18 protein-coding genes are annotated in these 21,847 nt (G+C 72.9%); 16 read left to right on the top strand and 2 right to left on the bottom strand.

The annotated features are described in order from the left end of the window. Positions 1-43: 43 nt before the first annotated feature. Complete coding sequence (locus ACFZDL_RS35570) at positions 44-1,183, top strand: glycosyltransferase family 4 protein (protein ID WP_353594587.1); 1,140 nt, start codon at positions 44-46, stop codon at positions 1,181-1,183. A 156-nt stretch (positions 1,184-1,339) separates the two neighbouring features. After that, positions 1,340-2,521 carry a glycoside hydrolase family 64 protein gene (locus ACFZDL_RS35575; RefSeq protein ID WP_353594588.1) on the top strand — a complete coding sequence of 394 codons (1,182 nt, stop codon included), beginning with the start codon at positions 1,340-1,342 and terminating at the stop codon, positions 2,519-2,521. 68 nt (positions 2,522-2,589) lie between these two features. Here the strand turns inward: ACFZDL_RS35575 and ACFZDL_RS35580 are convergent, their stop codons facing one another. Further along, positions 2,590-4,392 carry a glycoside hydrolase family 15 protein gene (locus ACFZDL_RS35580; RefSeq protein ID WP_353594589.1) on the bottom strand — a complete coding sequence of 601 codons (1,803 nt, stop codon included), beginning with the start codon at positions 4,390-4,392 and terminating at the stop codon, positions 2,590-2,592. 448 nt (positions 4,393-4,840) lie between these two features. Here ACFZDL_RS35580 and ACFZDL_RS35585 point away from each other — a divergent pair, with 448 nt between their 5' ends. The 14 genes from ACFZDL_RS35585 to der all read left to right on the top strand — a co-directional run bounded on the left by ACFZDL_RS35585 (position 4,841) and on the right by der (position 21,243). After that, positions 4,841-6,550, top strand: coding sequence for a CTP synthase (locus ACFZDL_RS35585; protein WP_391193362.1), 1,710 nt, complete (start codon positions 4,841-4,843; stop codon positions 6,548-6,550). Positions 6,551-6,662: 112 nt separating this feature from the next. Then, the gene (locus tag ACFZDL_RS35590) at positions 6,663-7,289 is read left to right on the top strand and encodes an NUDIX hydrolase (protein WP_353594590.1); all 627 of its coding nucleotides are present in this window, start codon (positions 6,663-6,665) and stop codon (positions 7,287-7,289) included. A 198-nt stretch (positions 7,290-7,487) separates the two neighbouring features. Then, a complete protein-coding gene (locus tag ACFZDL_RS35595) occupies positions 7,488-9,608 on the top strand; it encodes a tetratricopeptide repeat protein (protein WP_391193365.1) in 2,121 nt (706 codons plus the stop codon). A gap of 176 nt (positions 9,609-9,784) precedes the next feature. Further along, complete coding sequence (ald, locus tag ACFZDL_RS35600) at positions 9,785-10,900, top strand: alanine dehydrogenase (protein WP_353594698.1); 1,116 nt, start codon at positions 9,785-9,787, stop codon at positions 10,898-10,900. Between the two features lie 362 nt (positions 10,901-11,262). Then, entirely contained in the window at positions 11,263-12,429 is a 1,167-nt protein-coding gene (locus ACFZDL_RS35605; protein WP_319697328.1) for a ParA family protein, read from the top strand. Continuing rightward, positions 12,414-13,010 (top strand): hypothetical protein, encoded by a 597-nt coding sequence (locus ACFZDL_RS35610; protein ID WP_353594591.1) that lies wholly within the window; start codon positions 12,414-12,416, stop codon positions 13,008-13,010. The genes ACFZDL_RS35605 and ACFZDL_RS35610 overlap by 16 nt, the downstream gene beginning before the upstream one ends. A gap of 265 nt (positions 13,011-13,275) precedes the next feature. Next, positions 13,276-14,646 carry a segregation/condensation protein A gene (locus ACFZDL_RS35615; RefSeq protein WP_353594592.1) on the top strand — a complete coding sequence of 457 codons (1,371 nt, stop codon included), beginning with the start codon at positions 13,276-13,278 and terminating at the stop codon, positions 14,644-14,646. A gap of 92 nt (positions 14,647-14,738) precedes the next feature. Then, entirely contained in the window at positions 14,739-15,362 is a 624-nt protein-coding gene (gene scpB / locus ACFZDL_RS35620) for an SMC-Scp complex subunit ScpB (protein WP_353594699.1), read from the top strand. After that, positions 15,362-16,444, top strand: coding sequence for a pseudouridine synthase (locus ACFZDL_RS35625; protein ID WP_353594593.1), 1,083 nt, complete (start codon positions 15,362-15,364; stop codon positions 16,442-16,444). Before scpB ends, ACFZDL_RS35625 begins: the two co-directional genes overlap by 1 nt. Before the next feature lie 155 nt (positions 16,445-16,599). Continuing rightward, positions 16,600-16,962, top strand: coding sequence for a chorismate mutase (aroH, locus tag ACFZDL_RS35630; protein WP_353594594.1), 363 nt, complete (start codon positions 16,600-16,602; stop codon positions 16,960-16,962). Further along, a complete protein-coding gene (locus ACFZDL_RS35635; RefSeq protein ID WP_353594595.1) occupies positions 16,959-18,044 on the top strand; it encodes a prephenate dehydrogenase in 1,086 nt (361 codons plus the stop codon). The genes aroH and ACFZDL_RS35635 overlap by 4 nt, the downstream gene beginning before the upstream one ends. Before the next feature lie 207 nt (positions 18,045-18,251). Then, the gene (gene cmk / locus ACFZDL_RS35640) at positions 18,252-18,965 is read left to right on the top strand and encodes a (d)CMP kinase (protein WP_353594596.1); all 714 of its coding nucleotides are present in this window, start codon (positions 18,252-18,254) and stop codon (positions 18,963-18,965) included. A gap of 125 nt (positions 18,966-19,090) precedes the next feature. Beyond that, entirely contained in the window at positions 19,091-19,690 is a 600-nt protein-coding gene (locus ACFZDL_RS35645) for a lysophospholipid acyltransferase family protein (protein ID WP_353594700.1), read from the top strand. Between the two features lie 86 nt (positions 19,691-19,776). After that, a complete protein-coding gene (gene der, locus ACFZDL_RS35650; RefSeq protein ID WP_353594597.1) occupies positions 19,777-21,243 on the top strand; it encodes a ribosome biogenesis GTPase Der in 1,467 nt (488 codons plus the stop codon). Positions 21,244-21,274: 31 nt separating this feature from the next. Here the strand turns inward: der and ACFZDL_RS35655 are convergent, their stop codons facing one another. After that, positions 21,275-21,676: a hypothetical protein gene (locus ACFZDL_RS35655; RefSeq protein WP_353594598.1), complete on the bottom strand. Its 402-nt coding sequence runs from the start codon at positions 21,674-21,676 to the stop codon at positions 21,275-21,277. Between the last annotated feature and the right edge of the window lie 171 nt (positions 21,677-21,847).

The raw sequence follows: 21,847 nt of genomic DNA on the forward strand, positions 1-21,847 counted from the left end.
ACGACCCACGCCCGAACGCAGTCCTCTCAGGAGCCCTTCCCGCGTGAGCAGCACCGTGAGCAGCACACCGGCCCCGCCGCACGGGAGCCCGGACGGGCAGCCGCCCCTGCACGCCCTGCAGGTGCTCGGCGGCGGAAGTTCCGGCAGCGGGGTGCATGTCCGGTCGCTGACGGCCGGGTTGGTGGCGCGCGGGCTGCGGGTGACGGTGTGCGGGCCGTCGCGGGCGGAGCGCGGGTACGGGTTCACGGAGGCGGGCGCGTGGTTCGCCGGACTGGACGCCCGTACGGACGCGGGGGCCGTCGCGACGCTGCGGGCGGCGGGGGCCGGGGCGGGTCTTGTGCACGCGCACGGGCTGCGGTCCGCGCTGCTGGCCGTGCTGGCGCTGCACGGCCGGGGCGTGCCGCTGATCGTCACCTGGCACAGCAAGCCGCACGCCGAGGGCGCGCGGGCCCATGCCGTGCGCCTCATGGAGCGCAGGGTGGTGCGCCACGCCGCGATCGTGCTGGGCGCGTCGTCGGATCTGGTGGAGCGGGCTCGGGCGCGGGGGGCTCGCGACGCCCGGCTCGCGCCGGTCGCGGTGCCCGCGCCGCGCGCCACTCCGGCCAGGGAGGACGGGTGGCGGCAGAAGGCGCGGGCCGAACTGGGCGCCGTGGAGCGGCCGTTGCTGCTCGCGATGGGGCGGCTGGTGAGGGACCGGGGTTTCGGGCCGCTGCTGGACGCGGCCCGGGTGTGGCGCGCGCTGGACCCCCAGCCGCTGCTGGCGGTCGCGGGGGAGGGGCCGGACCGGGCGGCGCTGCAGCACAGGATCGACGCGGAGGGGCTTCCGGTGCGGTTGCTCGGCCGCCGGGACGATGTGCCCTCGCTGCTGGCGGCCGCCGATGTCGCGGTGCTCTCCAGCCGGTGGGAGGCGCGGTCGCTGCTGGCGCAGGAGGCGCTGCACGCGGGCGTGCCGCTGGTGGCCACGGCGGTCGGCGGGGTGCCGGAGCTGGTGGGGGAGGCGGCCGAACTGGTGCCGTACGGGGCGCCGGAGGACCTGGCGGGCGCGGTGATCAGGCTGCTGGCGGATCCGGTGCGCCGGGTGGAGCTGGCCGCGGCGGGGCGGGCGCGGACCGCGGGCTGGCCGACGGAGGACGACACGGTCGCCCATGTCCTCAGCGTCTACGACGAATTGGTTCAGACCTGATCCGATCAAAGCCCGCCGAAGTCCTTGACGCATGGGGTGGCCGGTGGGCAGGGTGCTGGGCAAGGAGTGGGAGAGCGCTCTCACGGTGGCTTTCCCGTTACCCCCCACCCCTTCCGTATCCCGGCACATCCCCCACAACGCCGAGGAGAACATGTCATGAGCAGGACGAAAAGCGGGACGATCAGCCGCAGGAAGCTGCTCGGCGGCCTCGCCGCCGCTGCCGCCGCAGGTTCGGGCCTCACCCTCGCGGGCGGCCGGGCCGACGGGGCGGAGCGCGCCGCCACGATGCCGCTGACGGTCGTCAACAACACAGGTCAGTTCAGCAACTCGTCGATATGGGTCTACATCGTCGGCAACGAGGGCGGCCGGCAGGTCCGCGTCACCCCGGACGGCAAGGTCGCGCCCATCGCGCTCTCCGACAACGGACCGGACGGCTTCACCGACTACGCCATCCCGCTCGCCGGGAGCGGGGACACCAAGCTGACCCTGCCCAACATGTCCGGCCGGATCTATGTCGCGCTCGGCTCCAAGCTCAGGTTCAAGGCGGTCACCGACGGCGCGGGCAACGCGGCCCTGCAGTACCCGGCGGGCTGGGTGTCCGGCGACCCCAACTACAACGTCCTGCACGACTGCGCGGAGTTCACCTTCAACTCCGCCGGGATGTTCTGCAACACCACCATGGTCGACATGTTCAGCGTCCCGCTGTCGATCCGCCTCACCGGGGCCAAGGACCAGACCACCGGCACCCTCAAGAGCGGCGCCCGCGCCAAGGTCTTCTCCGACCTGGCGGCGGTCGACGCCTTCGCGCCCCTGGTCGTCGGCGACGAGCTGAGGGTCATCGCCCCCGGGCACGGCCTCGACGCGGGGCTGTTCGCCAAGGACTACCTCGCCGCCTACATCGACGAGGTCTGGGCCGCCTACGCCGCGAAGGACCTGAAGGTCACCACCAACGCGGGCACCTTCACCGGCCGGGTGAGCGGCGGGCGGCTGTCCTTCACCGGCCCCGCCTCCGTCGCCTTCAACAAGCCCTCCACCCGGGACGTGCTCTTCTGCGACGGCGCGCTCGCCGCACCCAACGACGGGACGACGGGCCCCGTCGCGGCCATCCTCGGCGCGGGCCTCAACCGCACCACCCTGCACAACACGCCGGCCCAGCCGACCACCGACCCGGCCGCCTTCTACGCCTCACAGGTCACCAACCACTACGCCAAGGCCATGCACGCGGCGACCGCGGACGGCAAGGCGTACGGCTTCGCCTTCGACGACGTCGCCGACTTCGCGTCGTACATCCAGGACACCGCCCCGACGGGCGTCACGCTGACCCTGACGCCCTTCTAGGCGGCATGAGCCACCGGAGCCCGGACCGTACGGGCCCGGGCTCCGGTGACTTCGGCCTGTGGCCGGGCCTACCCTCCGTACGCCCCGGACGCGGTCAGCCGCAGCGCCGTGTCGATCAGCGGCACATGGCTGAAGGCCTGCGGGAAGTTGCCCACCTGGCGCTGGAGCCGCGGGTCCCACTCCTCCGCCAGCAGCCCCAGGTCGTTGCGGAGCGAGAGCAGCTTCTCGAAGAGCTTGCGCGCCTCGTCGACCCGGCCGATCATCGCCAGGTCGTCGGCGAGCCAGAACGAGCAGGCCAGGAAGGCCCCTTCGTCGCCTTCGAGGCCGTCCACCCCCGCGTCCTCGCCGGCCGTCGGGTAGCGCAGCACAAAGCCGTCCGGGGTCGACAGCTCCCGCTGGATGGCCTCGATGGTCCCGATGACCCGCTTGTCGTCCGGCGGCAGAAAGCCCATCTGCGGGATCAGCAGCAGGGAGGCGTCCAGCTCCCGCGAGCCGTAGGACTGGGTGAAGGTGTTGCGCTCGGGGTCGTAGCCCTTCTCGCACACATCCCGGTGGATCTCGTCGCGCAGCTCGCGCCAGCGCTCCAACGGCCCGTCCACGTCGCCCGATTCGATGAGCTTGACGGTGCGGTCCACCGCGACCCAGGCCATCACCTTGGAGTGCACGAAGTGCCGGCGCGGGCCGCGCACCTCCCAGATGCCCTCGTCCGGCTCGTCCCAGTGCTCCTCGAGGTAGCGGATCAGCTTCAGCTGCAGCACGCTCGCGTAGTCGTTGCGGGCCAGGCCGGTCATGTGCGCCAGGTGCAGCGCCTCGGTGACCTCTCCGTACACGTCCAGCTGGAGCTGGCCCGCCGCGCCGTTGCCGACCCGGACCGGCTGGGAGCCCTCGTAGCCGGGGAGCCAGGGCAGCTCGGCCTCGCCCAGTTCGCGCTCACCCGCGATGCCGTACATGATCTGCAGGTTCTCCGGGTCGCCCGCGACGGCGCGCAGCAGCCACTCGCGCCAGGCGCGCGCCTCCTCGCGGTAGCCGGTGCGCAGCAGCGAGGACAGGGTGATCGCCGCGTCCCGCAGCCAGGTGTAGCGGTAGTCCCAGTTCCGGACGCCGCCGATCTCCTCGGGCAGGGAGGTGGTGGGCGCGGCGACGATGCCGCCGGTGGGGGCGTAGGTCAGCGCCTTGAGGGTGATCAGCGAGCGGACCACCGCGTCCCGGTAGGGGCCGTGGTACGTGCAGTGCTCGACCCACTCGCGCCAGAAGACCTCGGTCGCCTCCAGGGCGCCCTCCGGGTCCGGCAGGGCGGGCGGCTCCTTGTGCGAGGGCTGCCAGCTGATGGTGAAGGCGATCCGGTCGCCGGGGGCGACGGTGAAGTCCGAGTAGGTGGTCAGGTCCTTGCCGTAGGTGTCGATCTCGGTGTCCAGCCACACCGAGTCGGGTCCGGCGACGGCGACCGTCCGCGCGTCGATCTTGTGCACCCACGGCACGACCCAGCCGTACGAGAAGCGCATCCGCAGGGCCGAGCGCATCGGCACCCGGCCGCTCACGCCCTCGACGATCCGTACCAGCTGCGGGGCCCCGTCGCGGGGCGGCATGAAGTCGATCACGCGGACCGTGCCGCGCGGGGTGTCCCATTCCGATTCGAGGACCAGCGAGTCGCCGCGGTATCGGCGGCGGTCGGCGGCCGCGGGGGTGCTGCCCGCGGACTGCGCGGGCCCCAGGTGCCAGAAACCATGCTCCTCGGTGCCCAGCAGCCCGGCGAAGACGGCATGCGAATCGAAGCGCGGCAGACAAAGCCAGTCGACCGTGCCATCTCTGCAGACCAGGGCGGCGGTCTGCATGTCCCCGATCAGTGCGTAATCCTCGATACGCCCGGCCACGTACTATCCCCATTCGAACGGCCGCGGTGCCCCGGAAGGCTATTGTCCACGGTCTTGGAAGTTCTCGACGAGCGCTTGTCCCGGGGACGTGCTGGTGGTCCCTTGCCGGCCGGCTCGCAGCATTGCGTCCGAGCAGGATACGACGGAGAACAGTGATCCGCTTGAGCCGTCCCACATCGTGGCTCGGATCCCGGCGGCCGATCGGGTGGCCAGGTCACGCAAGGTGTTCGAGCGGTAGCGGATCCGTAGCTCCGGTCGCCCGGGGAGGCGCCCTGGCTCCCGCCGGGGGGCGCACCCTGCCCAGCGGTGGCCCAGGGTGGGCACTGATACCCTGGTAGCCCGTGGAGCGGTGGGCGCAAAACCCCCGAACCTCACCAACGGCGCCCCCGGAAAACCGGGGCGGTCGCCGGACCCCGCACCCTCACCTCGCGACCACGGGAGCCCCGTTTTGGCCATTGCCGCTAAGCCCACGACGACCAAGCACATCTTCGTCACCGGGGGTGTCGCTTCCTCACTCGGCAAGGGCCTGACCGCCTCCAGCCTCGGTGCCCTGCTCAAGGCGCGCGGCCTGCGCGTGACGATGCAGAAGCTGGACCCGTACCTCAACGTCGACCCCGGCACCATGAACCCGTTCCAGCACGGCGAGGTGTTCGTCACCAACGACGGCGCCGAGACCGACCTGGACATCGGCCACTACGAGCGGTTCCTCGACGTCGACCTCGACGGCTCGGCCAACGTCACCACCGGTCAGGTCTACTCCACCGTGATCGCCAAGGAGCGGCGCGGCGAGTACCTCGGCGACACGGTGCAGGTCATCCCGCACATCACCAACGAGATCAAGCACCGCATCCGGCGGATGGCGACGGACGACGTGGACGTCGTGATCACCGAGGTCGGCGGCACCGTCGGCGACATCGAGTCGCTGCCCTTCCTGGAGGCCGTGCGCCAGGTCCGCCACGAGGTCGGCCGGGACAACGTCTTCGTCGTGCACATCTCCCTGCTGCCGTACATCGGCCCCTCCGGCGAGCTCAAGACCAAGCCCACCCAGCACTCGGTCGCGGCCCTGCGCAACATCGGTATCCAGCCCGACGCGATCGTGCTGCGCGCCGACCGCGAGGTCCCGACCTCCATCAAGCGCAAGATCTCGCTGATGTGCGACGTCGACGAGGCGGCCGTGGTCGCCGCCATCGACGCCAAGTCCATCTACGACATCCCCAAGGTGCTGCACTCCGAGGGCCTGGACGCCTATGTCGTGCGCCGCCTCGACCTGCCCTTCCGCGATGTCGAGTGGACCCAGTGGGACGATCTGCTCAAGCGGGTCCACCAGCCCGACCACGAGGTCACCGTCGCCCTGGTCGGCAAGTACATCGACCTGCCCGACGCCTATCTGTCGGTCACCGAGGCGCTGCGCGCGGGCGGCTTCGCCAACAACGCCCGCGTCAAGATCAAGTGGGTGACCTCCGACGACTGCCGCACCGCCGCCGGCGCCCGGCAGCAGCTCGGCGACGTCGACGCGATCTGCGTCCCGGGCGGCTTCGGCGACCGCGGCGTCAACGGCAAGGTCGGCGCGATCACCTACGCCCGCGAGAACAAGATCCCGCTGCTGGGCCTGTGCCTGGGCCTGCAGTGCATCGTCATCGAGGCCGCGCGGAACCTGGCGGGCATCGAGGGCGCCAACTCCACCGAGTTCGAGCCCGCCACCAGCGACCCGGTGATCTCCACCATGGCCGAGCAGCTCGACATCGTCGCGGGCGAGGGCGACATGGGCGGCACGATGCGGCTGGGCATGTACCCGGCGAAGCTCGGCGAGGGCACCATCGTCCGCGAGGTCTACGACGACCAGCCGTACGTCGAGGAGCGCCACCGCCACCGCTACGAGGTCAACAACGCCTACCGCGGAGAGCTGGAGAAGAAGGCCGGCCTCGTCTTCTCGGGCACCTCGCCCGACAACAAGCTGGTCGAGTACGTGGAGTACCCGCGCGAGGTGCACCCGTACCTGGTCGGCACCCAGGCCCACCCGGAGCTGCGCTCCCGGCCCACCCGCCCGCACCCGCTCTTCGCCGGCCTGGTGAAGGCCGCGGTGGCGCGGCACTCCGGGCAGTCCGCGCAGCCGGGCGCGCAGCCGGGTGCGGCGACCGGCCAGCGCGCCAAGGCCTGAGGGATACGGTTGACCTGGGCGGGAGCGGCTCGCGCCGCCCCGCCCGGGCCCCGCCCCAGGGCCCTCGTTGGTCTCCTGGGCCGTTCGTCGACGAGAGGACGCTGAGCCGAGCATGCGCATCGAGGACACCCCCGAGGAGTGGCAGGTCACCGCCACCACCACGCCGTTCACCGGCAACAAGACCGGCGTGCGCACCGACGAGGTCGTCATGCCCGACGGCTCCAGGACGACCCGCGACTACCAGGTCCACCCCGGCTCGGTCGCCATCCTCGCCCTCGACGACGAAGGCCGCGTGATCGTGGTGCGCCAGTACCGCCACCCGGTGCGGCAGCGGCTCTGGGAGATCCCGGCCGGCCTCCTCGACGTCCCCGGCGAGAACCCGCTGCACGCGGCGCAGCGCGAGCTGTACGAGGAGGCACACGTCAAGGCCGAGGACTGGCGTGTGCTGACCGACGTCTACACCTCGCCGGGCGGCAGTGACGAGGCCGTGCGGATCTTCCTGGCCCGGGGGATCTCGGACGCCGAGGGCGAGCGGTACGAGGGGGACCACGAGGAGGCGGACATGGAGCGCGCCCGCGTCCCCCTCGGCGAGCTGATCGCCGGCGTCCTCGCGGGCGAGCTGCACAACACCTGCCTGGCGGCGGGCGTCCTGGCGGCCCACGCCGCGCGGACCGGCGCCGGCTTCGAGTCCCTGCGCCCCGCGGACGCCCCCTGGCCGGCGCGGCCCTTCGAGGCCTGACCGCTCTCGGCCCGCCCTCGGCCCCTGTTGTCCGGCCCTGCCCCCAATCCGAACATCCGTGCATCCGATCAGGTGATTTTCTCCCCGCCGTATCGGCCGGGAGTGCCGGAGTGCTGACGCGCGGTGAACTACGCTCGGAGTGATCCCGGCCGCGCCCGCGGCGGGCTCGTACGCGCAGGTGGACGGGGATGGGGCCCAGTGGCGGAGCAGGCGGTCGACACCGATGGGGGGCCGGCCCCCCGGAAGCGGCTGCCGCCGCCTGGCGCCGAACCCCAGCCCCCTCGCGCCGCCCCGCCGCCCCGGGCCGCAGGGCGCGCGGAGCCGCCTGCCAGGCCGCAGGACGACGCCGGAGGGCTGTGGAGCGGCGCGACGCGGGCCGTGCTGTTCGCGGCGGCGGCGTCCGTGGGGAGCGGTTTCGCGGGGCGGCGGCGCGAACTGCTGTCGCTGCGGGCCGACATCGACCGGGCCGGCCTGGACACCCTCGCCGGCCGCAAGGCCCCCCGCAGCCGGGTGCTGCTGATCGCGGGCCGCCCCGGTTCGGGCCGTACCGCGCTGGCCGAGGAACTGGTGCGGCGGCTGGCCGACGACTACCCCGACGGGGTCCTGCGGGCCCGGCTGGCCACATCCGGGGGCGAACCCGTGCCCGTCGAGCGCACCGCCCGCGAACTGCTGGCCGTGCTCGGGGTGTCCGTGCCCGCGGGAGCGGACGAGGACGAGCTCTGCGAGGCGCTGCGCGACGCCCTGGCCGGGAAGCGCGCACTGCTGCTGCTCGACGACGCCACCGGCGCCGAGCAGGTGGACGCGCTGCTGCCGGACGCGCCGGACAGCCTGGTCGTCGCCGTCTCGCGCGGCCCGCTGACGGGGCTGCCGGACGTACGGCCGTGCACCCTCGGCGGGCTCGATGTGAGCGCGGCGATCGGGCTGCTCGCGCAGTACGCCGGGGCCACCCGCATCACCTGCGACCCGGTGGCCGCGCAGTCCCTGGTCGAGGAGTGCGGCGGCCAGCCCGCCGCGCTGGTGCTGGTCGGCGGCTGGCTCGCGGCGCGCCCCCAGGCGTCCGTCGCCGACGCGGTGCAGCGGCTGCGCGAGCTGCCGTCGACCGAGGGCGACCAGGACCGGGGCGCCCGTCCGCTGGCCCGCGCCTTCCGGCTGGCGTACGAGGCGCTGCCGCCGGCCGCCGCGCGGCTGCTGCGGCTGCTGGTGCTCGCGCCCGACGGCCGTGCCGACGCCCAGATGGCGTCCGCGCTGGCCGGCTGCTCCATGTCGGACGCCGAGGCCGCGCTGGAGGGCTTTGTCGCACACGGGCTGCTGCGCCCGCTGGCCGAGCGCCAGTACCAGGTGCCCGGCTGCCTCGACGCGATGCTGCGGGCGGCGCTGCGGGCCACCGAGCGCCCGGCCGAGGTGGAGCTGGCCGGGGCCCGGATGCTGGAGCGGACCGTACGGCAGCTGCACGCGTGCCGTCTGGCCGCCCAGCCGTACGGCTCGCCCGGCCGCAAGGCACTGGCCGCGATGCCGAGGCCGCTGAGGTTCACCTCGTCGGCGGCCGCTGCGGTCTGGCTGGAGTCGCGGCTGCCGGTGCTGCTGGAGATCGCCCGGCTGGCCGTCGAGGACGGCGGGCTCGACACGCTGGCGCGCCGGCTGGTGGCCGGCCTGACGCATGCGCTCGGCGCCCATCGGAGCGCGGAGGAGGCCGCCCCGGAGCTGTACGGGCTGCACCAACTGGTGCTCGATGTGGCCCGCCGCCGCGATCTGCCGGTGGAGGAGGCCGCGGCGCTGCTGAACCTGGGTGACCTGGACGCGGGGGCGGGGCGGGTGGAGGAGTCGCTGGTCCGCTACAAGCACGCGCTGGAGGCGGCCCGGGAGGCCGGCGACCCGTACACCACGGGGCGCTCGCTGGAGTCCATCGGCGGCACCTACGAGGACCTGGGGGACTGGCACCGGGCGGCCGACTGGTACGGACGGGCGCTCCAGCTGCGGCTGTCCCGCGGCGACCGGATCGGCGAGGCGCGGCTGTACGAGCGGCTGGGCACGGTCCAGGCCCGCACCGGCCAGTGGGGCGAGGCGCTGCGCGCCTGGCGGGCGGCCGGGGCCGCGTTCCGCCGGGCGGGCAATCCGCAGGGCGCGCTGCGGGCCGCGGAGGCCCTGGACCGGCTCGGCGACCCGGCGGCGGCGGACGCGCACCGGCGCGCCGCGCGGCGGCTGGCGGCGCGACAACGGGGTGGCAGTGGGGCGGGGGGAGTACAGGGCGGCAGCGGGGTGGGGGGAGCACAGGGTGGCAGCGGGGCGGGAGGGGCCATGGAGGCCGAAGAGGCAGAGTGACCTAAGAAACCGGCAGCGGATCGGCAAAAGATTGATGCATTGCAAGGCTGGACAGCGCGGCGTCCTTCATTAGACTGGGTGTACCGCGATTGTTGCGGTCGTCTCCGGCATGCGGACGCATTCCGGTTTGTCTGCTTAAAACCCGGATTTCCCCAGAATCAAGGACCGTGATCGACGTGAAGGTCGGTATTCCCCGCGAGGTCAAGAACAACGAGTTCCGTGTGGCCATCACCCCCGCCGGTGTGCATGAGCTGGTCCGCGGCGGCCATGAGGTCTTCCTGGAGCGGGGGGCCGGCCTCGGCTCCTCCATCACGGACGAGGAGTACACCGCCGCCGGCGCGGGCATCCTCGGCTCGGCCGACGAGGTGTGGGCCACCGCCGACCTGCTGCTCAAGGTCAAGGAACCCGTCGCGGAGGAGTACCACCGGCTGCGCAAGGACCAGACCCTCTTCACCTACCTCCACCTGGCCGCCTCCCGGGAGTGCACGGACGCGCTGCTGGAGTCCGGCACCACCGCCATCGCCTACGAGACGGTCGAGACCGCGAACCGCGCGCTGCCGCTGCTCGCGCCGATGTCCGAGGTCGCGGGCCGGATCGCGCCGCAGGTCGGCGCGTACCACCTGATGCGGTCGGCGGGCGGGCGCGGGGTGCTGCCCGGCGGGGTGCCGGGCGTGGCCGCGGCCCGGGCCGTGGTCATCGGCGGCGGCGTCTCCGGCTGGAACGCCACGCAGATCGCCCTCGGCATGGGCTTCCACGTCACCCTGCTCGACAGGGACATCAACAAGCTGCGCGAGGCCGACAAGGTCTTCGGCAACCGGGTGCAGACCATCTCCTCCAACGCCTACGAGCTGGAGAAGGCCGTGCTCGCCGCGGACCTCGTCATCGGCGCGGTGCTCATCCCCGGCGCCAAGGCGCCCAAGCTGGTCACCAACGAGCTGGTCTCCCGGATGAAGCCCGGAAGTGTACTTGTCGACATCGCGATCGACCAGGGCGGCTGCTTCGAGGACTCCCGGCCCACCACCCACGCCGAGCCCACCTTCACGGTGCACGACTCGGTCTTCTACTGTGTGGCCAACATGCCGGGAGCGGTCCCCAACACCTCCACCCACGCGCTCACCAACGCCACGCTGCCGTACATCGTGGAGCTGGCCAACCGCGGCTGGCGGGACGCGCTGCGCCGGGACGCGGCGCTGGCCAAGGGGCTCAATGTCCATGAGGGCGAGGTCGTTTACGGCCCGGTCGCCGAGGCGCACGGCCTGTCGGCCGTCGAACTGTCCACGCTGATCGGCTGAAACCGGCCGAGGGGTCAACCGCGACCGTCAACAACAGGTCAATAACGGGCATCCGGCCGGGTCTTGCCGTAAGGCGGGGTCCGGCCGTTGATGTGTCCGATACGACCCGTAACGCGGATGGCGGGCCGCTCGGTCAACTCGCCCTAAAAGTAACTATTCAGACGCTTTACCCGTCGAGGAATCCTCGCTTCACCCCCCATACGCCCTTGACAGCGCGGTGTTCGATTGCCGACACATCGTGCCGTGTCCGGTGGATTGTGTTGCTGCGAACCGCCGACACGCCATAGAGTCGCCAACCGTCGGCATGGTGTCACGCTGACCTATCTAGAAATTTCCTGGTCACCAAGGAGGTAGGACGACTTGTGAATGAGTCGACATTTTCTCCCGGGGGTGGTCAACCAGGATCGGCTGCGCGGGGCCAGGGTCCCTCGGGGCTCGAGGCTGTCGGCTCTGTCGCTGTCCGCACCTTCGCCACGCACCAGAACATGACGACAGCCCACCAGAGTCAGAGCATGGACGGCCATCACGTGAACGCCATGGCCGGCGACCAGGGGGGCATGGATCCCGCCCGCTTCGCCGCCTACGACGACCTCCCCGACGGGCACTTCTACGACCCGGACGCCGAGTACGAGCCGGACCCCGAGTACGCGGCCACACTCGCGCCCGACGCGGCCCGCCAGCGACGCGAACGCATCGGCCCCACCGGGCGGCCGCTGCCGTACTTCCCGATCCCCGGACCGCTGACCGACCACGGCCCCGCGAAAATCATCGCGATGTGCAACCAGAAGGGCGGCGTCGGCAAAACCACCTCCACCATCAACCTCGGCGCGGCCCTCGCCGAATACGGACGCCGGGTGCTGCTCGTCGACTTCGACCCGCAGGGCGCCCTGTCGGTCGGCCTCGGCGTCAACCCGATGGAGCTCGACCTCACGGTCTACAACCTGCTCATGGAGCGGGGCATGTCGGCCGACGAGGTGCTGCTGAAGACGGCCGTGCCCAACATGGACCTGCTGCCCAGCAATATCGACTTGTCGGCCGCCGAGGTGCAGCTGGTCAGCGAGGTCGCCCGCGAGTCCACCCTGCAGCGCGCGCTCAAGCCGCTGATGGCGGACTACGACTACATCGTCATCGACTGCCAGCCCTCGCTCGGCCTGCTCACCGTGAACGCGCTCACCGCGGCGCACAAGGTGATCGTGCCGCTCGAGTGCGAGTTCTTCGCCCTGCGCGGTGTGGCGTTGCTCACGGAGACGATCGAGAAGGTCCAGGAGCGGCTGAACCCCGAGCTCGAACTGGACGGCATCCTCGCCACGATGTACGACTCGCGCACGGTGCACAGCCGTGAGGTCCTGGCCCGCGTGGTCGAGGCGTTCGACGACCACGTCTACCACACGGTCATCGGCCGCACGGTCCGCTTCCCCGAGACCACGGTCGCGGGCGAGCCGATCACCACGTACGCGTCCAACTCCGTCGGTGCCGCCGCCTACCGCCAGCTCGCCAGGGAGGTGCTCGCCCGGTGTCACGCCGAGTGAGTCTGCCGGGAGCCGACGAACTGTTCCGCACCACCGGAGGAATGGCGCTCCAGTCGTCCTCCCCCGCGTCCTCCCGCCGCCAGAACGGCGGCGAGGCGCGGGTGCCCGCCCCGGCCGGCGACCCCGACACGGCCGCTGACGGGGCCGAGGGCGGCCCGGGAGAGCGACGGGCGACGGAGGAGGCGGAGCAGTCCGGCCCGGCCGAGCACAGCGGCAGGGAGACCGCCGCCCGCCCCGACGCCGTCGGCGACCGCCGCCCGGCCGGCGGCGGGGAGCGGCGGGGCGGCCGCCAGCCGCAGGACGGCCCGACCGCGCCGGCCCAGGCGGGCCCGGCCCGCCGCCGTGGCCGCGCGGCCAACCGCCGCCCCAGCGGGCGCGAGCGCCACGACGAGAAGATCACGGTCTATGTCTCCGCCGAGGAGCTGATGGACCTCGAGCACGCCCGGCTGGTGCTCCGCGGCGAGCACGGCCTCGCCGTCGACCGCGGCCGGATCGTCCGCGAGGCGGTCGCGGTCGTCCTCGCCGACCTGGAGTCGCGCGGCGACGCGAGCATCCTGGTACGCCGCCTGCGCGGTCGCTGACGGGGCCGGGCGATAGCCTGCCCAGCGCCCGTCCTCACAGCGGGCGGCCGGCCGCGAGCGGCGTCCGGTGCCGGGCCCCTCGCAGCGGCGGCCGGGGGATCGCCCCCGTACTTGCGGTCGACATATCGCCGACGCGGCGTGGCGGTGACCCCGACGACGCGGCCGGGGGCGCGGCGCCAGGCGTCGCGTCGTGAGCAGGACGCCCGGTCTGAAGACGGCCCCGAGCACGGGCCGCTCTGCCCGTCCCCCCGCCCCCTGGACCGCGATGCCCACGAACCCCGCCCCCGCCCAGCCCCCTCGCCCACCCCGCCGCAACCTCGGCCGGGGCCCCGGCGCGGGCCCGCGCGCGGCCGGCGCCGTACCCGGGACCCAGGCCCCGGACTCTGACGCCCCACCCGCCGAGGCGGCCGACGCGCGGCAGCCGATCCCCACGGACGCCGACAACGCCGCGGCCCCCGACGACCCGGCGCACCCGAAGCCGACCGGCCCCGCCGCACCGGTGCGGCGCGCCCTGGGAGGCAGGGCGGGGAGCCGCGCCGACGGCGGGCGGGGCGCTGCGGCTGGGACCCGGTCGGCGGCAGCGGGAGGCGACCGGGCCTCCAGCGACCCGGCGGCGGCGGCGGTCGACGGCCGCGAGGACGTGTCCGCGGGGCCTGAGGCGGGCCGGCCGGCTCCGCCGACGGCCGACGGGGGCCGGGAGGCACTGGGCGGGCGGCGCACCGCCGCCGGGGAGGAATCCGGCGACGGGGGCGGTCAGGGGAAGTTCACCGTGCGGCTGGCGAACTTCGAAGGGCCCTTTGACCTCCTGCTGCAGCTGATCTCCAAGCACAAGCTGGACGTCACCGAGGTCGCGCTCTCCAAGGTCACTGACGAGTTCATGGCGCATATCCGGGCCATGGGGCCGGACTGGGACCTCGACCAGACGACCGAGTTCCTGGTCGTCGCCGCGACGCTGCTCGATCTCAAGGCGGCCCGGCTGCTGCCCGCGGCCGAGGTCGAGGACGAGGCCGATCTGGCTCTGCTGGAGGCCCGGGACCTGCTCTTCGCGCGTCTTCTGCAGTACCGCGCGTTCAAACAGATCGCGGACATCCTCAACGACCGGCTGATCGCGGAGTCCCGCCGATACCCCCGCACCGTGGGCCTGGAGCCGCACCACGCGGACCTCCTTCCCGAGGTCGTCATCAGCATCGGCGCGGAGGGCTTCGCGAAGCTGGCCGTGAAGGCGATGCAGCCCAAGCCCAAGCCGCAGGTGTATGTCGACCACATCCACGCCCCGCTGGTCAGCGTCAGAGAGCAGGCCGAGGTCGTGGTGGCGCGGCTGCGGGAGCTGGGGGAGGCGAGCTTTCGGACGCTGACCGAGGACGCGCCCGATGTGCTGACCGTCGTCGCGCGGTTCCTGGCGCTGCTGGAGCTGTACCGGGAGCGCGCGGTGCACCTGGACCAGGAGGAGGCGCTCGGTTCGCTCATGGTGCGCTGGACGGGCGCGGAGGGGCGGCAGCCGCTGGTGACCGACGAGTTCGACCAGGAGGACCGGCAGGGTCAGAAGCGGGAAGAGCGGCAGAAGCAGCAAGAGCGGCGGGACCAGGAACCGCGGTCGCAGCCCGAAAAGCAGCCCGAAAAGGAGGCAGAGACGTGAGCGAGCAGCAGCCATCCCGCACCGCCGAGGCCCCGGCCGGGGCCTCGGACCTTGCCGAGCTCGACCTCAAACCCGCCCTGGAGGCCGTGCTCATGGTGGTCGACGAGCCTGCCACCGAGGAGCATCTGGCCAAGATCCTGGACCGTCCGCGCCGGGTGGTCCGGGGCGCGCTGCGCGAGCTGGCCGACGAGTACGCCGCGCAGGGCCGCGGTTTCGAGCTGCGGCTGGTCGCGGGCGGCTGGCGCTTCTACACCAGCCCCGCCTACTCCGCGGCCGTCGAGCGCTTCGTTCTGGACGGTCAGCAGGCCCGGCTCACCCAGGCCGCTTTGGAAACCCTCGCCGTGGTCGCGTACCGTCAGCCGGTCAGCCGTTCCCGCGTCTCGGCCGTGCGCGGGGTGAACTGTGACGGCGTGATGCGGACCCTCCTGCAGCGCGGTCTGGTGGAGGAGGCGGGAACGGAACCCGAAACAGGTGCGATCCTGTACAGGACGACGAACTACTTCCTGGAGCGGATGGGCCTGCGCGGCCTGGACGAGCTTCCCGAGCTCGCCCCGTTCCTCCCGGAGGCGGACGCGGTCGAGAGCGAGTCCCAGGAGGGGCTGCCGTCCTTCGACCCGGACGCACCGGACCCGCAGGACGACGGCAACCGAGCCCACGACAACGAGGGCCACGACAACCAGGGCCACGACAGCGGCCACTCTCAGACGGAATCTTGATGCGAAGCAGCGGCAGGAACAGCAGGGGCACCGGCGGCGGGAAGAACTACCGGGGCGCGGGCAACGGGCGCGACGACAAGCAGAAGCGCGCGGGCCGGCCCCGTCCCGAGGAGCGCCGCTACGACGTGGGCGGTGGCCAGCCCGGCGGCCCGAAGAGCGGCGGCCGGGGCAGCGGCGGCCCGAAGTCCGGTGCCGGGGCCGGTGGCGCCCAGGGCGGCGGCCCCAAGGGCGGCGGCCGCGGTCGCAAGCCCGCCGCCCCGGCCCGCCCGCGCGAGTACGAGGCCCAGATAGAGGAGCGCAACCGCGCGCGGCACGACAAGCCGCGGGTCACGCTGCCCAAGACGTTCCCCGGAGCCGAGCAGGAGGGCGAGCGGCTGCAGAAGGTCCTCGCCCGCGCCGGCATGGGCTCGCGCCGCGCCTGTGAGGAGCTGATCGACCAGGCCCGGGTCGAGGTCAACGGCAAGATCGTCACGGAGCAGGGGCTTCGCGTCGACCCGGAGAAGGACGAGATCAAGGTCGACGGGCTGACCGTCGCCACCCAGTCGTACCTCTTCTTCGCGCTGAACAAGCCCGCGGGCGTCGTCTCCACCATGGAGGACCCGGACGGCCGCCAGTGCCTGGGCGACTACGTCACCAACCGTGAGACCCGGCTCTTCCACGTCGGCCGCCTCGACACCGAGACCGAGGGCATCATCCTGCTCACCAACCACGGCGAGCTGGCCCACCGTCTCACCCACCCCCGCTACGGCGTCACCAAGACCTACCTCGCCGCGATCCAGGGCCCCCTCCCGCGCGATCTCGGCAAGCGGCTCAAGGACGGCATCCAGCTCGAGGACGGCTACGCCCGCGCCGACCACTTCCGGGTCGTGCAGAACACCGGCAAGAACTACATGGTCGAGGTGAGCCTGCACGAGGGGCGCAAGCACATCGTGCGGCGCATGCTCGCCGAAGCCGGCTTCCCGGTCGACAAACTGGTGCGTACGGGCTTCGGCCCGATCGCGCTGGGCGACCAGAAGTCCGGTTGGCTGCGGCGGCTGACCAACACCGAGGTCGGCATGCTGATGCGCGAGGTCGACCTCTAGCCACCCCATACCGTCCCGTCCCGGCCCCTCTCATCCCGTTCCGTCCCGTCCCGGTGACGGTGGGTGTCCGCAGGGTGGGCGCGGCGTCCTCGCGCCCGGTCCGCCTCGCTACGCTGATCGGGGTACGCCGGGACGGTACGGAAGGGAGCACGGACGTGGCGGTACGAGCGGTCCGCGGGGCCGTCCAGCTGGAGCGGGACGAACCACAGCACATGCACGAGCAGGTCTCCGCGCTGCTCACCGCCATCCTGGAGCGCAACAGTCTCACGCCGGACGACCTGATCAGCATGTGGTTCACGGCCACCCCCGACCTGCACAGCGACTTCCCCGCCGTCGCCGCCCGCCGGCTCGGGATCACCGATGTGCCGCTGATCTGCGCGCAGGAGCTCGATGTCGCCGGGGCCATGCCGCGCGTGGTCCGCATCCTCGCGCACATCGAGACCGACCTGGCCAGGTCCGATCTCGCCCATGTCTACCTCGGCGCTGCCGCCGCCCTCCGTAAGGACATCGCCCAGTGAGAACCGCCCTCGTCATCGGCACCGGTCTGATCGGCACGTCCGTGGCGCTCGCCCTGGCGGGCCGCGGGGTCCGGGTGTATCTCAGCGACCACGACCCGGACCGGGCCCGTACCGCGGCGGCCCTCGGCGCCGGCACGGTGGACGAGCCGGAGGGGCCGGTCGACCTGGCGGTCGTCGCCGTACCGCCCGCGCATGTGGCCCGGACCATCGCCGATGCGATGCGCCGGGGCGTCGCGCGCGGCTTCCTGGACGTCGCCAGCGTCAAGGGCGGGCCGCGGCGCGAGCTGGAGGCGCTCGGCTGCGCGCTGACCCGTTACCTCGGCACCCACCCCATGGCGGGCGCCGAGCGCTCCGGGCCGCTGGCGGGGACGGCCGACCTCTTCGAGGGGCGGCCATGGGTGCTCACCCCCACCGGCGCCACCGACACGGAGGTGCTCAACCTCGCGCTCGAATTGGTCGCGCTGTGCCGGGCCGTGCCCGTGGTCATGGACGCGGACGCCCACGACCGGGCCGTCGCGCTGGTCTCGCACACCCCCCAGCTGCTCTCCAGCATGGTCGCGGCGCGGCTGGAGGACGCGGACGAGACGGCTGTGCGGCTGTGCGGCCAGGGCATCCGCGATGTGACCCGGATCGCCGCCTCCGACCCCGCGCTGTGGGTCGACATCCTCTCCGCCAACCCGGGCCCGGTGGCCGACATCCTCGCCGCGGTCGCCGCCGACCTCGACGAGACGGTCCGGGCGCTGCGCGGACTGCAGTCGGCCGACGACGCCAAGCGCCGCGACGGCACGCAGGGCATCGAGGACGTGCTGCGGCGCGGCAACGCGGGGCGCGAACGGGTGCCGGGCAAGCACGGCGCGGCCCCGGCCGCGTACGAGACGGTGTCGGTGCTCATCGGCGACCAGCCCGGCGAGCTGGCCCGTATCTTCGCCGACGCGGGCCGTGCCGGGGTCAACATCGAAGACGTACGGATCGAGCACGCGACCGGCCAGCAGGCCGGCCTGATCCAGCTCTTCGTCGAACCGCAGGCCGCGCCCGGCCTCACGGCCGCCCTGAGGGAACGGGGCTGGTCGATCCGGCAGTGACCGGCGACCGGCAACCGACGACCGGCAACCGACGACCGGCGGACGGAGTCCGGCGCAGCCGTCCCGAAGCCCGGGAGGCGCCCTGGCGCCGAGCGGTGCGAGGGCGGCGGTGTGAGGGGGCACGGGGTTGGTCGATCCGGCAGTAACCTTGTGCGAGGCTCTTCAAGGGCCCGCGAAACCAGCCCGTGCGCAAGAAACGCAAGAAAGGTGTCTGTCACCGTGGAAACCGCCGCCCGGACCGCCCCGGCAGCAGTGATTGTCGCGATCGACGGCCCCGCAGGCACGGGCAAGTCCAGCACCTCCAAGGCGGTCGCGGCCAAGCTCGGCCTCGGCTACCTCGACACCGGCGCCCAGTACCGGGCGATCACCTGGTGGATGGTGAACAACGGCATCGACGTCGATGACCCCACCGCCGTGGCCGACGCCGCCGTCAAGCCCGTCATCGTCTCCGGCACCGACCCGGCGGGCCCCACCATCACCGTGGACGGTGTGGACGTCTCCGGCCCGATCCGCACCCAGCAGGTCACCTCCAAGGTCAGCGCGGTCAGCGCGGTCCCCGAGGTGCGGGCGCAGATCACCGACCTGCAGCGGTCGATCGCCGCCGAGGCGCCGCGCGGCATCGTCGTGGAGGGCCGGGACATCGGCACGACCGTGCTGCCCGACGCCGACGTCAAGATCTTCCTGACCGCTTCCGCCGAGGCGCGGGCCGCCCGCCGCAGCGGGGAGCTCCGGGGCAAGGACGCCGCGGACCTCGCGGCCACCCAGGCCGCGCTGGCCAAGCGGGACGCCGCCGACTCGGGCCGCAAGACCTCGCCGCTCGCCAAGGCGGACGACGCGATCGAGGTGGACACCACCGACCTCACCCTTGAGCAGGTCATCGAGTGCGTGGTCACCCTCGTCGAGGAGAAGCGTTCCGCGTGACCTCGAGCGCCAACAAGACCCCCGACACCGGCAAGGCCACCGGCACCGGCAAGACCGCCAAGGCCCCCGACGGGCTGCCCAGCGCGAGCGGCGCCGCGGTCGGCCGCCGGATCGGCATCGGCTTGATGTACGGGCTGTGGCGGCCGCGGGTGCTGGGAGCCTGGCGGATTCCGGCCTCCGGGCCCGTCATCCTCGCCGGGAACCACTCCCACAACCTCGACGGCCCGATGCTGATCGGCACCTCGCCGCGGCCGGTGCACTTCCTGGTCAAGAAGGAGGCGTTCGTCGGTCCGCTGGACCCGTTCCTGCGCGGGATCGGGCAGTTGAAGGTGGATCGGACGAGCGCCGACCGGGCGGCGATCACGGACGCGCTGGGCGTGCTGGAGCGCGGTGGGGTGCTGGGGATCTTCCCGGAGGGCACCCGCGGCGAGGGGGACTTCGCCTCGCTGCGCTCCGGGCTCGCCTACTTCGCCGTGCGGTCGGGCGCCCCGATCGTGCCGGTGGCGGTGCTGGGTACCGCGCAGCGGCGCGGCCGGGTGGTGCCGGGGCTGCCGCCGCTGCGCAGCCGGATCGACGTGGTCTTCGGCGACCCCTTCGAGGCGGGGGACGGCAGCGGCCGGCGGACCCGCGCGGCCCTGGACGAGGCGACCGTGCGCGTCCAGAAGCGGCTGGGGGCGCACCTGGCGGACGCCAGGCGGCTCACCGGCCGCGCCGGTCATCCATGACCGGCCACCCATAGACGTGACACCAGCGGGCCGTACGGGCCCGCGGCAGCTGCGGACAGCAGCGAAGGACGACGAGGAATGACTTCATGAACGACCAGATCCACACCGGCGGCGACCAGCAGCACGGTGAGCTTGGCGACGCCGAGTACGCGGAGTTCATGGAGCTCGCCGCGCAGGAAGGCTTCGACCTGGAGGAGGTCGAGGGCGACCTGGCGGCGGCGGGACATGGCCCGCTGCCCGTACTCGCCGTCGTCGGCCGGCCGAATGTCGGTAAGTCGACTCTGGTGAACCGCATCATCGGCCGCCGGGAGGCGGTCGTGGAGGACCGCCCGGGCGTCACCCGTGACCGGGTGACCTACGAGGCCGAGTGGTCCGGCCGCCGCTTCAAGGTGGTCGACACCGGAGGCTGGGAGCAGGACGTGCTCGGCATCGACGCGTCCGTGGCAGCGCAGGCCGAGTTCGCCATCGAGGCCGCCGACGCGGTGGTCTTCGTGGTGGACGCCACGGTCGGCGCCACTGACACCGACGAGGCCGTGGTCAAGCTGCTGCGCCGGGCCGGGAAGCCCGTCGTGCTGTGCGCCAACAAGGTCGACGGCCCCAGCGGCGAGGCGGACGCGGCGATGCTGTGGTCGCTGGGCCTCGGCGAGCCGTACCCGGTCTCCGCGCTGCACGGCCGCGGCACCGGCGACATGCTGGACGCCGTGCTGGAGGCGCTGCCCGAGGCCCCGGCCCAGACCTTCGGCGCCACCGTCGGCGGTCCGCGCCGCATCGCGCTCATCGGCCGCCCGAACGTCGGCAAGTCGTCCCTGCTCAACAAGGTGGCGGGCGAGGAGCGGGTGGTCGTCAACGAGATGGCGGGCACCACCCGCGACCCGGTCGACGAGCTGATCGAACTCGGCGGGGTGACCTGGAAGTTCGTGGACACGGCCGGTATCCGCCGCCGGGTGCACCTCCAGGAGGGCGCGGACTACTACGCCTCGCTGCGCACCGCCGCCGCCGTGGAGAAGGCCGAGCTGGCGGTCGTCCTGATCGACGCCAGTGAGTCGATCAGCGTCCAGGACCAGCGGATCGTCTCGATGGCGGTCGAGGCCGGGCGCGCGATCGTCGTGGCGTACAACAAGTGGGACACGCTCGACGAGGAGCGCCGCTACTACCTCGAGCGCGAGGTCGAGACCGAGCTGGGCCAGATCCAGTGGGCGCCGCGGGTCAATGTCTCGGCGCGCACCGGCCGCCACATGGAGAAGCTGGTCCCGGCGATCGAGACCGCGCTGGCCGGGTGGGAGACCCGGGTGCCGACCGGGCGGCTCAACGCCTTCCTCGGTGAGATCGTCGCCTCCCACCCGCACCCGGTCCGCGGCGGCAAGCAGCCCCGCATCCTCTTCGGGACGCAGGCCGGGACCAAGCCGCCGCGCTTCGTGCTGTTCGCGTCGGGTTTCCTGGAGGCCGGCTACCGCCGGTTCATCGAGCGGCGGCTGCGCGAGGAGTTCGGCTTCGAGGGGACTCCGCTGCAGATCTCGGTGCGGGTGCGCGAGAAGCGCGGCCGCAAGAAGTAGCTTCGGAAGCAGTCACGGGCGGGGCGCGGGGTCAGTACCCGTGGCCCCGCCCGTCGCGCTGTCCGGGCGGCAGCGCGGGCAGATAGGTGCGGTGGTGGCGCCCGGTGGGCTCCCAGGCCCCGGTGTGGCCCCCCGCGTGGCCGACCGTGTGTCCCGTGTGTCCCGTATGCCCTGGGTGGGCCGCGTGGCCCTGGCCTCCCGCGTGGCCCGGGTAGCCGCCCGTGTGGCCGTGGCCTTGGCCGCCGCTGGTCAGCCCGCGCGGCTGGCCGGGCTGCCCGATGGCGCTGAACGCCGTGAACTCCAGGTCCTCCTCGTCCGAGCGGTCGCCGGGCAGGGCCCGGAACATCCTCCGGTACTCCGCGTACAGCGCGTCGTAGATCGGCGTGGCGGAGGTCCGCCGATGATCGCCCAGCGTGTCCTGCGCCGGGCGCATGGCCGGAATGTGCGCGGCGTGCTGCAGGGAGCGCGAGGGTGGGGAGTACGGCGAGTACGGGGCCCGGGCGGGCGGGGGATACGAGCCCCGGGGGAGCGGGTCGTACGGGGCCCTGGCGGGCGGGAGGGACGAGGCTCGGGAGGGAGGGTCGTATGCGTGCACGTATGTGCC

Origin of the sequence: Streptomyces sp. NPDC007917, from assembly GCF_042959105.1 — a bacterium.
In the GTDB taxonomy this organism is placed as follows: domain Bacteria; phylum Actinomycetota; class Actinomycetes; order Streptomycetales; family Streptomycetaceae; genus Streptomyces.